At 56.9% G+C, this 12,060-nt stretch carries 12 protein-coding genes; 7 read left to right on the top strand and 5 right to left on the bottom strand.

What is annotated here, in order from left to right; genetic code table 11:
* The first annotated feature begins 284 nt into the window (after positions 1-284).
* The 4 genes from crtI to SV253_06905 all read left to right on the top strand — a co-directional run bounded on the left by crtI (position 285) and on the right by SV253_06905 (position 4,276).
* Positions 285-1,781 (top strand): phytoene desaturase family protein, encoded by a 1,497-nt coding sequence (gene crtI / locus SV253_06920; protein MDY6775793.1) that lies wholly within the window; start codon positions 285-287, stop codon positions 1,779-1,781.
* A gap of 5 nt (positions 1,782-1,786) precedes the next feature.
* Positions 1,787-2,635 (top strand): prenyltransferase, encoded by an 849-nt coding sequence (locus SV253_06915; protein MDY6775792.1) that lies wholly within the window; start codon positions 1,787-1,789, stop codon positions 2,633-2,635.
* Positions 2,628-3,434: a bisanhydrobacterioruberin hydratase gene (cruF, locus tag SV253_06910; GenBank protein MDY6775791.1), complete on the top strand. Its 807-nt coding sequence runs from the start codon at positions 2,628-2,630 to the stop codon at positions 3,432-3,434. Before SV253_06915 ends, cruF begins: the two co-directional genes overlap by 8 nt.
* A gap of 170 nt (positions 3,435-3,604) precedes the next feature.
* Positions 3,605-4,276, top strand: coding sequence for an AIM24 family protein (locus SV253_06905; GenBank protein ID MDY6775790.1), 672 nt, complete (start codon positions 3,605-3,607; stop codon positions 4,274-4,276).
* A 3-nt stretch (positions 4,277-4,279) separates the two neighbouring features.
* Here the strand turns inward: SV253_06905 and SV253_06900 are convergent, their stop codons facing one another.
* The 4 genes from SV253_06900 to SV253_06885 form a co-directional block, all read right to left on the bottom strand.
* Entirely contained in the window at positions 4,280-5,137 is an 858-nt protein-coding gene (locus tag SV253_06900) for a ScpA family protein (GenBank protein MDY6775789.1), read from the bottom strand.
* A complete protein-coding gene (gene smc, locus SV253_06895) occupies positions 5,106-8,675 on the bottom strand; it encodes a chromosome segregation protein SMC (GenBank protein MDY6775788.1) in 3,570 nt (1,189 codons plus the stop codon). The genes SV253_06900 and smc overlap by 32 nt, the downstream gene beginning before the upstream one ends.
* Positions 8,676-8,680: 5 nt before the next feature.
* On the bottom strand, positions 8,681-8,887 hold the full coding sequence (locus SV253_06890; GenBank protein ID MDY6775787.1) for a hypothetical protein: 207 nt from the start codon (positions 8,885-8,887) through the stop codon (positions 8,681-8,683).
* A 106-nt stretch (positions 8,888-8,993) separates the two neighbouring features.
* Complete coding sequence (locus SV253_06885) at positions 8,994-9,566, bottom strand: adenylate kinase (protein ID MDY6775786.1); 573 nt, start codon at positions 9,564-9,566, stop codon at positions 8,994-8,996.
* Between the two features lie 119 nt (positions 9,567-9,685).
* Between SV253_06885 and SV253_06880 the strand changes: the two genes are divergently transcribed.
* The gene (locus tag SV253_06880; GenBank protein ID MDY6775785.1) at positions 9,686-10,306 is read left to right on the top strand and encodes an HTH domain-containing protein; all 621 of its coding nucleotides are present in this window, start codon (positions 9,686-9,688) and stop codon (positions 10,304-10,306) included.
* A 12-nt stretch (positions 10,307-10,318) separates the two neighbouring features.
* Entirely contained in the window at positions 10,319-10,906 is a 588-nt protein-coding gene (locus SV253_06875; GenBank protein MDY6775784.1) for an L-threonylcarbamoyladenylate synthase, read from the top strand.
* Here SV253_06875 and SV253_06870 read toward each other — a convergent pair.
* Positions 10,903-11,670, bottom strand: a complete 768-nt coding sequence (locus SV253_06870) for a Dna2/Cas4 domain-containing protein (protein ID MDY6775783.1) — start codon at positions 11,668-11,670, stop codon at positions 10,903-10,905. The genes SV253_06875 and SV253_06870 overlap by 4 nt on opposite strands.
* Before the next feature lie 58 nt (positions 11,671-11,728).
* On the opposite strand from SV253_06870, the gene SV253_06865 reads away from it, so the two are divergent.
* Positions 11,729-12,060, top strand: a 332-nt coding sequence (locus SV253_06865; protein MDY6775782.1) for a hypothetical protein, incomplete at its 3' end; no start/stop codon positions are given.

The raw sequence follows: 12,060 nt of genomic DNA, 5'->3' as shown, positions 1-12,060 counted from the left end.
ATCTCCTTTACATTAGTGGCTTAATCCAACGCAGTCTAGTGATTCACCAGAGCCTAAAAACTTGGGGAGTGGGTCGGGATGTTGGTTGTTGTGTGATTCTTGGAGCTTACGCGATTCCCGCCCGGTCGTCAGACTTCGTCTGACGTGCCAACAAGATCGGAGATCTTGTGACGGGACTCCCTCGCTGACTTAGGTGGTATACCTCGAAACTCGGAGGCTGCGATCGGGTCGATCTGTAGGTTCGCCCACAGTAGCTTTTTAAATTCGACTCCCGAATACACAGCATGGCGACCGAAGACGGGAGTAGAGAAAGCGATGCGGACGTTGTGGTTGTGGGTGGTGGCATAGGCGGTCTCTCGGCGTCGGCTTTCCTGTCGAAGAAGGGATACAGGGTCGAGTTGGTCGAGAAAAACGCCTCTGTCGGCGGCAGAGCGTCTGTCTTCGAGGAGGACGGCTTCAGGTTCGACATGGGACCGTCGTGGTACCTGATGCCCGACGTCTTCGACAGGTTCTTCGGTAAGTTCGGACGTGAGACGGAGGAGTACTACAGTCTCAACAGGCTCGACCCCAACTACCGAATATTCTTCAAGGACGGCGACCGGGTCGACGTTCCAGCGAGTCCCGACGAGGCGGCGAGACTCTTCGAGAGCTACGAGGAAGGAGCCGGAGAGGCATTCAGGAGATACCTTGAGAAGTCAGAGGAGACCTACGAGATAGGAATGAACGAGTTCGTCCTAGAGGACAGAAACAGGATACGTGACTACCTCTCTCTCGACGTCCTTCGGAACGCACGGGGTATCAGTCTTCTCAAGAAGATGCAGGATCACGTCGAGGAGTACTTCGAGAACCCGAAGCTACAGCAGATTACCCAGTACACGCTCGTCTTCCTCGGCGGAGCACCTTACAACACTCCGGCTCTCTACAGCCTCATGAGCCACGTCGACTTCAACATGGGTGTCTACTACCCCGAGGGAGGCATCTACTCGGTGATGGAGGCTCTGAGAGAGCTCGCCGAGGAGGAGGGAGTCGATTTCTCTCTCGGAGAGGAGGTAACCACGATAGACCGTTCAGACGGTCAGGTCGTAGTCGATACCGAAGACCGAAGTATAGACTGTGACGCCGTCGTCTCGAACGCCGACTACGCCCACACTGAGACACAGCTTCTACCCGACGAGTACACGACCCACGACTCCGACTACTGGGACTCAAGGACTTACGCGCCGTCGGCTTTTCTGGTCTACCTGGGAGTCGATAAGGAGCTTCCCGAACTCGAACACCACTCTCTCGTGCTTCCCGAGAACTGGAATCCGCATTTCGAGTCGATATTCGGCGATCCGTCTCTTCCCGAGAATCCCGCCTACTATATCTGTAACCCGACACGTACCGACGACACCGTCGCGCCCGAGGGCAAGTCGGCGATATTCGTCCTCGTCCCGATAGCCGCCGAACTCAGCCTGACAGACGACGAGAGGCAGGGGTTCCGTGACGCGGTCATAGACGACATAGAGGAGAACACCGGCGTCGAACTCAGAGACAGCATAGAGTACGAGAGGATCTTCGCGGGCGAGGAGTTTCAGAGTAGGTACAACAGCTACAACGGTACCGCACTCGGAATAGCCCACACCCTCAGGCAGACATCGGTTCTGAGACCCAAGCAGAGATCGAAGAAGATGGAGGGTCTCTACTACGTCGGTCAGTACACCAACCCGGGAATAGGGATGCCGATGTGTCTCATAAGCGGAGAACACGTAGCCGAGAAGGTCGAGAACGACATCGGGTGACCCGAATGGGACTGGAATCCGGGAACGTATTCGACGGTCTCAGGTACCTTCTCAGGCTCTCGCGTCCTCGTTTCTGGCTCTATCTCGCGGGTCCCGCGGTTCTCGGTGCCGTCTTAGGTGGAAACTCGGTAGACGACCTCCTCAGTCCGACGCCGGCTTTCCTCGTCCTTTACTTCCTGATACCCGCGAACGTGATGCTCTACGGTGTCAACGACTACTTCGACAGGGGGATAGATGAGGAGAACCCGAAGAAAGAAGCCAAGGAGTCGGTATACAGACGGTCGAGATGGGTCGACGCAGTCGTGGGTGTGTCGCTCCTCGTAACAGTCGGTCTCACGGTGGCTCTCGGATCTCCCGTTATGGCAGCCTTCGTCTTCCTGAGCGTGGGTTACAGCGCACCGCCTCTGAGGTTCAAGACGAAGCCCTTCCTCGACTCGTTGTCGAACGGTCTCTACATACTCCCGTTCGTCGTGAGCCACGTCGCCGTCGCGGGAGAGTATCCCCCCGCTCTGACCGTCGCCGGGGGATGGCTCTGGACTATGGCTATGCACACCTTCTCGGCGATACCCGACATACAGCCCGACAGACGTGCGGGTATACGGACGACCGCGACCTTTCTCGGGAGACGCCGAACCTACGTCTACTGTACGGCTGTCTGGCTTCTGTCGGCTGTAACCGTCGGCGTCTGGAACTCGCGTCTCGGAGGGGTGATCCTCGTCTACCCCGTACTCTCCACGGCTTTCTACGTCTCGAACCTCACCGACTCGGAGGCATACTGGTACTACCCTTACATAAACAGCCTCGTGGGAATGGTTTTAACCCTCGCGGGTCTACTCCGACTACCCGATGTATAGGCTCGAAGAGGTAGTCTCGGAGAACAGGTTCGTCATCTCGGTCGTGTTTCCCGTGATGGGAGCCTTAGCCTTCGTGGGATCGGCTGAGGGACTTCTTCCCGAAGTACTCCGGTTCAATCCCCTATTGATACTCCTCGGTACCCTCGTGATGAGACTTCCCCTCGTCTCGGGCTTGGAGCCCCTCATCGACAGGAAGGCAGTAGGCGGTCTCGGGGCACTCACGGTATATACCTACGCCGTAGAGTTCGTGGGTCTCAGAACCGGGTTCCCGTACGGAAGCTTCGAGTACATCGTGAGTCTGGGTCCCGTATTCGGAGGGCTCCCCGTGGCTCTGCCAGTCTTCTTCATACCTCTCGTCGTGAACGCGTATCTGGTCAGTCTCCTCTTAGGTCTGAGACGCCGCGCCAGACTCGTAGCCACGGTAGCCCTCGTCGTCGCCATCGACGGAGTCCTCGACCCCGCGGCTGTCTCACTCGGCGTCTGGAAGTACTCCGAGGGCGTATTCTACGGTGTTCCTCTCTCGAACTACGCCGGATGGCTCCTGAGCGGCTCGGTCGCGGCTCTTCTGATAGAGACGTCTCTCGACACAGACGGCGTACGTCGGAGGCTCTCAGAGACCGACTTCATGCTAGACGACTTCGTTAGCTTCCAGATACTCTGGGGATCTGTCAACGTCTACTACTCGAACTGGATACCCGTAGCCCTCGTGGGAGTCAACCTCGTAATACTCCACAGAGTCGGCTTCGACTTCGCGTTCCTGGGAGAGATCCGCCTCTCAGAGATAAGAGACGGTTTATGATACTGCGAATACGGAAAGGATTAGGGGGAATTGGGGGATCAAGTAGCCCTGTGCCACTTGGTACATCCATACTTAGAGCCGGGTTTATAATAAACCTATCGATTACCACATCTGACGAGTGGTGGTAGATCTAACAGAAGTTGGTTATACGATGAGTCCTACTGGGAAGTATGGAGCTAGAGAGCTTCGTCGAGTCGAACTCGACAACTGAGACCGAGGATGAGTTCGAGCTTGAGAACAAGAAGGTTCTCGACATAGAAGTCGACGGGAGTGTGATGACGAAAGCCGGAGCTATGGTCGCATACGAGGGAGACCTGTCGTTCACGGGCAAGTCGTCTGCCGAGGGAGGAATAACGGGTTTCCTGAAGGAGGCAGCCACGAGCGAGGGAACGCCGGTGATGAAGGTCGAGGGACAGGGTCATGTCTACGTCGCAGACCAGGGGAAGAAGATACAGACGCTCTCTCTCGACTCCGACGAGGCAATCTCAGTAAACGGAAACGACGTTCTCGCGTTCGAGGACTCAGTCGAGTACGAGATAGGTACAATCGGAAGCGTCGGCGGCGCGTCGGCGGCGGGTCTCACGAACGTCTACCTCTCGGGACCGGGAACCGTAGCCATAACTACACACGGCGAGCCTCTGGTTCTGACGCCGCCGGTGAACACCGACCCCGACGCTACCGTAGCATGGAGCGATAACCTGTCCCCGAGCATAGACACAGACAGGAGCCTGAGCGACGCTGTCGGACAGTCGTCGGGTGAGACCTACCAGATGGCTTTCGAGGGAAGCTCGGGCTTCGTCGTCGTACAGCCCTTCGAGGAGACTGTCAGCAGAACCCAGTGAAAATCAGTCGATGTCTTTCACCCAGAGGTCTCCGTAGAACTCGTCCTGTTCGAGACTGACCTCGCCACGTGAGGAGAGGAATAGGAGGCTGAGGTACGTGTTGATGGCTTTCGACTTCGAGCTTACGCCCGCGATGAGTTCACGGAAGAGAACCTCGTCACGTCTCTCGAACTCGGTAGCGAGGCGTTCGGAGACTCTCTCTATCTCATCCTCTATGTCGTCCTCGTGTGCTGTCTCGACTGCGTCCTGAGTCGTCCCGGGCTCACGCGGTCGCGCGCCGGATGACACGGGAGCCGAGTACGCCGCGGATGACGACGGCGACGTAGTGTCGTACTCACGTCTCTGTTTCCAGACGCGTTTCCTCTCCCTCTCCCTCAGCTCACGTACTAGCTCGTCGAGTGTCTCGGGATGTGCGTTCCTCCTCGTAGTCTTCCGTTCGAGACGTCTCTCCATCTCGGCTTCGAGGCTGTCGACAGGGTCGTTCCCGTTCCCCGGTACTGAGCCGCTCTCGTCGTGTGAGGAGTCTACGTGGAAGAGAGCGGGCTCTTCGTCGCCGTCGTCGTGACTCTCCTCGTCCTCGTCTTCGTCCTCGGCGTCGACGACGTAGTCGCTCTTCATACGGAGTAAGACACTCGCATAGAGGAGAGCCTTCCCGGTTCGTATGAGGTCGCTGGAGTCGATCCTTTCGAGGAACTTGTCGGTGACACGGGGTATGTCGATGTCCCACGGATCTATCTCACCCTCCTCGGCGAGGTTCACGAGGACGTCTACGGGCTCGTCTATCGCGTCTTGTGACGTCTCGGCGTCTCCTTCGCCGTCGGTGTCGGTCTCAGTCGGCTTCTGGGGCTGTTTCCTCTTCATTCTGACTGTCGTCGTTGAGACGGACTCCAGTGACTCTTGAGACGTTGTCTCCCTCCATCGTGACCCCGACGGTTCGTTCTGCCTTCTCTACCATCTGTGTCCTGAGGCTCACGACTATGAACTGTGTGTCGTCGGAGATGTCGTCTATCATCTCGGCTACCCTGTCGGCGTTCGGAGCGTCGAGGAACATGTCGACCTCGTCAAAGGCGTAGAAGGGCGCAGGAGTGTACCGCTGTACTGCGAATATGAACGAGAGAGCCGTGAGTGATCTCTCGCCCCCACTCATCGACTCCAGACGTTTGACGGGCTTGTCGGAGGGCTTTGCCTCTATCGTCATGCCTCCCTCGAAAGGTTCGTCGGGCTCCTCTAGGACGAGCTCCCCGGTTCCGTCGGAGAGACGTCTGAAGACCTCCTCGAACTCGGAGTTTATCTCATCGAAAGCCTCCCTGAACTTGTCGTGTTTGAGTTCGTCGTAGGTATCGATCCTGTCGAGTATCTCGTCCCTCTCGTCTTCGAGTGTCTCCTTCCGGGTCGTGAGGTCGTCTTTCCTCTCACGAACCTCGTCGTACTCGTCTATCGCGAGCATGTTGACGGGCTCCAGATCCTCCATCTGGGACTCTATCTCGTCTATTGACGACCGTATTTCGGAGTAGCTCGGTATGTCGTCGTCTTCGTAGCCTTCGAGGTCGACCTCGTCTTCAAGTTCGTCCGCCTCGTCTTCAAGTGATGACTTCTCAGTTCTGAGAGTCTCTATCCGCTCGTCCACCTCGTTGATCTTCCTACGTATCCCGTCGCGCTCCTCGACTGCTTCGTCGAGGTCGTCTTCGAGGCTTTCGAGGGTCTGACGTAGCTCGCCTATCTCGTCCTCTATCTCCTGTATACGGCTTTCCTTCTCGTGGCGTTCGTCCTCAAGCTCGTCTATCTCGTCTCTCAGGTCACGTATCAGCGACTCCTTCTCGTCACGGCTCTCGTCGAGACTCTCTATCTTCTCCTCTAACTCGTCTATCCTGTCGGTTCTGTATCCCTTTTCGAGTTCGAGTTCGTTGAGGTCGGCGTCGACGTCACGTAGCCTGTCCTCTATCTCGGCAATCTCGTCCCTGAGTTGGTCGGCTCTCTCGGAGAGATCGGATATCTCGGAGTCGGCGAGCTCTTCCTGAAGCTCCTCTATGCGCGACTCGTGGGACTGAATCTCGTCGTCGAAGCCGTCTATACGTGAGTCTATCTCCTCCATCCTCTCGCGTTTCTCCGACTTGGTGTCCTCTAAGCCGTCGAGTCTCTCACGGGCGTCTTCGAGGCTGTCTTCGAGGTCTCCGCGTCTCTCCTCGAGGTCTTCGAGACGTCTCTCGTATCTCTCGACCGACGACTCGGACGAGGAAATACGGCTGTCGACGTCCTCGATACGTTCCTCTACAGACGATATCTCGTCCTTTAGAGACGCACGCTCCGACTCTAACTCCTCGATCCTGTCTGCGAGCTTCTCGAGTGTTCCCTTTGAGCCGAATGAGTAACGTGATCCCTTCTTCGAGCCTCCCGTCATAGCACCGCTTTTCTCGACGAGGTCGCCGTCGAGTGTCACCATACGGTAGCTTCCCATCATCTCCCTCGCAGTCTCCATCTCCTCGACTACGAGTGTGTCTCCCAGGACGTAAGAGAAGACAGACGAGTAGACTTCGTCGAACTCGACGAGGCTGTAGGCGTAGTCGACGACGCCGTCCTTCGATAAGGGTCTCGATGAGAGAGACCGAGTGTTCATCTCTGAGATGGGAAGGAAGGTCGCACGTCCCGCGTTACGTCTCTTGAGGTACTCTATCGCCTTCTGACCCACTCCGTCGTCGTCGACCACGACGTGAGCCATCCTGCCTCCCGCGGCTGTCTCGACGGCTGTGGCGTACTTCTGTGAGACACTCCCGAGGTCTGCTATAGTGCCGTGGACGCCGTCTATGTCGGAGTTGAGTACGGTGCTGACCGCCTTAGAGTAGCTGCTTCCGTTGGAGCCCTGGCGCGCCTGTTCCTGGGCGAACTCCTCCTGTTTCGACCTCAGAGACTCCTCGATGTCGTCGAGATCTCTCCTGAGTTCGTCCCTCTCGGAACGGAGATCCTGTTTGACGCCCCTCAGCTCTTCGAGGTTGTGTCTCTCGTTTTCGAGTGAGTCAGAGATCTCGTCTATCTCGTCCTCGACCTCCTGTATCTCGTTCCGGGTCTGAGTAATCTCGTCTTCGAGATCCTCCTCCTCGCGCGACCTCCGTCTTGCGTCGTCGAGGAGACGGTCTTTCTCACGCATGAGGTCGTTCTTCTCGTCACGCAGTCTCTCGACCTCGTGCTTGTGCTCCTCAAGTGAATCACGGACATCGGCGTACTCGCCCTCCGCCTCGTCTATGCGTTCCTCGACGTCTTCGAGGTCGGACTCCTTCGAGGCGAGGTCGGACTTGAGGCTCGACTTCTCGACCTTCGTCTCACGTATCTCGGATTCGAGGTCTTCTATCTCCTCCTTCGCCTTGTCTATCTCGACAAAAGCCTGTCTCTTCTCTTTCTCGTACTCGTCGAGACTCTCCTCGGCGTTCTCTATCCTGTCCCGCTTACCCGATATCTTGCCCTTTATCTCCTCTATCTCCGACTTGAGTTTGAGACGTTCGTCCTCACCCTTCTGACGTATCTCGTCCTCGACTTCCTCGACCTCGTCACGTAACTCGTCGACGAGAGATTCGGCTTCTTCGAGGTCGTCGTCTAACTCCTCCTTCATCTCCTTCTCGTCGGCAATCTCGTCCTCCAACTCTTCGATCTCGTCCTCGAGTTGGCGGAGTCTCGCCACAGAGAGAAGCCCCTCTTTCTCCTGCTTCTCCTCCCTGAGTTCACGGTATTCGAGAGCTTTGTCCCTCTCGTCCTTGAGTGAATCGAGCCTCTCTTCTATCTCGTCGAGTATCAGATCGACCCTCTCGACCCTCTCGTCTACTGTGTCGAGTTCGCCGCGCGCCTCGTCCTTCTTCTCGTCGAACTCGGCGGTTCCCGCAGCCTCCTCGACTATGCGCCGTCTCTCTGTCGAGGACATCTGTATTATCTCCGTGACATCACCCTGCATCACGACGTTGTATCCCTCAGGGGTGATTCCGGCGTTGGCGAGGAGTTCCTGTATGTCGGAGAGGTTACACGACCTTCCGTTAATGTAGTAGTAGGAGTAGTAGTCGTTCTCGGTTCTCTTTATGCGTCTCTTGATCACGACCTCGTCGGGGTCGCCCACTTCCCCCGCCGCAGTACGTATCTCGTCGGGCTGGAGTGTCCTCTCGGAGTTGTCTAAGACGACCTCGACGCTCGCCTCTCGCGCCGAGTCTCCCTCGGGAGGGTCGTAGAGGAGGTCAGGGAGACGCTCCGCCCTCATGCCTCTCGTACGTGCGAGTCCGAGGGCAAAGAGTATGCTGTCGATGAGGTTACTCTTACCGCTCCCGTTGGGTCCGCTTATAGTCGTGAAGCCCTCGTAGAACGGGACAGTAGTGGGTCTCCCGAACGACTTGAAGCCGTCTACTCTAATCTCTTTTATGTGCATCGGCGTCAAGCCACGTATATGTCGTCGCCCCCGTCGTCGTCTTCGTCGGCGGAGACGCCTATCTCCTCACGGTCTATCTCCGCCTTGTCGGACTCCTCCATCTCGTTGAGACGTTCTTTGACATCTACCATCTCTCTCGCGAGTGACTCAACCGCCTTTTCGAGTTCGTCTATCTTCGCCTCGGTGTCAGAGTTAGAGCCGGAGCGTGACATCTCATCTACTCTATACCTTCACGTCCCATAAGTCCAACGTATGACACACGTATGCCGTTGTGCGAAAAGCGTTGAGTATTAGATCCCAGTAGAAAGCTGATCCGAATTACTCGAGCGTGTCGGCGAGGTTCTCAGCCGCTTCGTCGACTCCGCCGTCGGGGTTCTTGACTATCTTGACTGTCGCGCCTGTGAGCGTGGCGTAGCTCATAGCCGCCGATCTGTTCATGTTCTGGTGTGTGTCTATCTCTCCCGTCCTCTCGAAGTCCCTGTCACGTGTCTCGTCGTCTATCCTTCTGAAGAGGATCTCCTCGGGGTCGGTCTCTATGAGGGCTATCGTGTCGGGCTGAAGTCCTTCGAGAACCCACTCGGGAAGACCCGGGAGGTATCCCTCGGGGGTCTTTATAGCACAGTGTGTGTCGACGAGAACGTTCGAGTCCTCAGCCATCTCGGCTATGCGCTCTCCAGCCTGTGCCTGTATCTCCTTCTGCTGGTCACTCGGGAGCTTCCTGAGTTCGTCCCTGTTCTCGACGAGACCCTCGTCCTTAGCCGTCTCGAGCATCTGAGTCCCGAAAGAGACTATCTCGTACTCGACTTCCCTGTCCTCCAGAAGCTCAAGACTCCTCTCTGCTACGGTGGTTGCTCCGACTCCGGGAACACCTGTGAGCACTGCTACCGTCATACTACGAGTCAGACTTTCCTTACCAATAAATCAACCTATATCCCGAGGGGAGAGCCAACCCGCAGGTTTAAATATGACCGAGGCATAAGGAGTCTCCGGTTACGGTTAAAGGATCAATCATGTCAGAGTCAGATAAAACACCCGACAAGACAGAGAAGCTCAGAGACCTCTTCGTGGAAGTGACCGACGAGTCCACAGTTACCGAGGAGAAGAAGGAGTCACACGGCACACTCAAGGACGAGGAGGAGATCAACGAGGAGATAGAAAGCACCGTCGAGGAGATGCTCGACAGGTACGGCATCGACACGAAGCTCGACACCCAAGACCTCGTCGAACTCGTGCGTCTCTACCACGACGGCTACACCGACACCGAGATAGCGCGCGAGCTCGGTGACGAGAAGCTAAACAAGACCGTCGCGCGTACACGTGTGAAGCTCCATCTCTTCCGAGAGTCGGACTTCGACCCGCCGTTTGAGATAGATGAGCTACGTCAGCTCGTCGACGGCGACCTGACGACTGCGGAGATGGCTGACGAACTCGACGTGAGCAAGAGCACGGTTCGTTCGTACGTCCACGTCATAGAGGCGGAAAACGAGTCAGACCGCGCGAACCATAAGTACCAGGACAGGTTCAAGAACCTACTCGAAGACCGCGAGATATCCGAGAGGATCACGTCGTCAGCGACAGAGGACGGTCTTCAGGAGGCTACAGAGGGTCTCGAAGTAGATGTCGACATGTAATGTACTGTAGAGATGTCTGGGACAGAAGAAGCAGTCGAAGTCCTGCGTGACGGCGGCGTGGTTCTCTATCCCACCGAGACGGTCTACGGTCTCGGAGCCGACGCCCTGAGTTCGGACGCAGTAGAGAGGGTATTCGAGATAAAGGAGCGTCGACGTTCGAAGCCGGTTTCGGTCGCCTTCGGAGACACTGAGACGGTCAGGGAGTACACGACTCCGAGCGACGGCGCGGTGAGTATGATCGAGGATCTCCTCCCGGGACCTGTGACAGTTCTGGTTCCGAAGACCGACACAATACCGGACGTTGTCACAGCGGGCTCCGAGGTCGTCGGCATAAGGATACCTGACCACGACGTCGCGCTCGAAATAGTAGACGAGTTCGGTCCTATAACCAGCACGAGCGCGAACATATCGGGGGAGCCCTCGGCAGCCGGCTTTGAGGACGTCGACCCGAGGATTCTCGAAAGAGTCGACGCCGCAGTCGACGGAGGTAGGGCGAAGTACGAACTCGGAAGCACTGTCGTCGACACGCGCGACTGGGGGATAGTACGTGAGGGGGCGATGTGTGACGAAGTCGAGGACTGGATAGAGTCGAATGTCTAAACGGAAGGCAGCTTCGACCTGAGACGTGATAGGAGAGAGGTCTTACGCGAACATTTCGACGAGTAGTCACAGGGCTCGCATCGGTTGGTGTTCGAGGTCTTCGAAGGAGCCTCTCCGTCGACTGCCTCTCTGAGACTGTCTAAGACCGAGTCGAGACGTCTCTCGTAACGCCGGCTGACGGTCGTCTCGCGCACTACCCCGTGTCTCGGATACTCGACGTACGCAGTCCCGACGTCTTGCCCGAACTCCGACTCTACGAGACGTGCCGCGGCTGTGGCTTCGACCCTCTGTGGCTCCCAGACACCGTTTCTGGGAGGTGTGCCGGTCTTTACGACTGAGGGTCTGAGGCTGCCGTCGACGGAGACTACCTTGTCGAGAGTGCCGTGTATCTGTGTCTCAGAGCCAGCGTCTATGTACGTCTCCTCGTGGCGAGGCGACTCGATCTCATCCCAGAAACCGGAGTCGGTTCTTGTCTGTCTGAGTCGAGACCGAACCTCCTCTACGTCTATCCCCTCGGAGTCTAGGATGTCTGAGGGGATCTCAGCGCCGTAGTCGTACTCCGCGAGGTCGACGGCTTTCTCGGTAGCTCGACGTGGATCTTCGATGAAGTCACCGTATCTGTATGCTATCTCCTTGAGTACGAAGTAGACGGGGCTTAGGGTCAAGTCGTCGTGGCTGTCGAGACGGAGGTCGAAGTAGAACTGACGTGGACAGTAGGCAGCCTGTCTGATCTCGGAGAGGCTGAAACGGTCTTTCGTCGGCATCTCCAGACAGCTTTCGTCCTCGGAGTACTTATTTGTACGTGAGGTTCGTCTGGTAAGTATGGCGGAGACAGACAGAGAAGGCGGGCACGAGGAGTACAGCCCGGGATACTGCAACATAGGCGAGTACGAGAGGAGGAAGAGGTACACGGTCGCTGTACTCGGGTTCGTGGCTTCGGCTGTCTACGTCGCAGTCGTCGTGTTGACCCAGATACCCGACTACGTAGTAGGGGGCGTCTTCGTGCCCCTAACTGTCGGATTCGAGGGCTACATACAGGGGAAGAGGTCTTTCTGTGTTATGCTGGGCATCCTCGGAAAGTACAGCTTCTCGTCAGATGCGTCCGAGTCAGCGGGTGACGTGACGCGATCCGAGGAGAGGAGATCGGACAGACT

It is taken from the genome of Candidatus Afararchaeum irisae (assembly GCA_034190545.1).
In the GTDB taxonomy this organism is placed as follows: Archaea; Halobacteriota; Halobacteria; order Halobacteriales; family Afararchaeaceae; genus Afararchaeum; species Afararchaeum irisae.
Note: the sequence above shows the minus strand (reverse complement) of the source record. Positions and strands in the feature narration are given on the sequence as shown.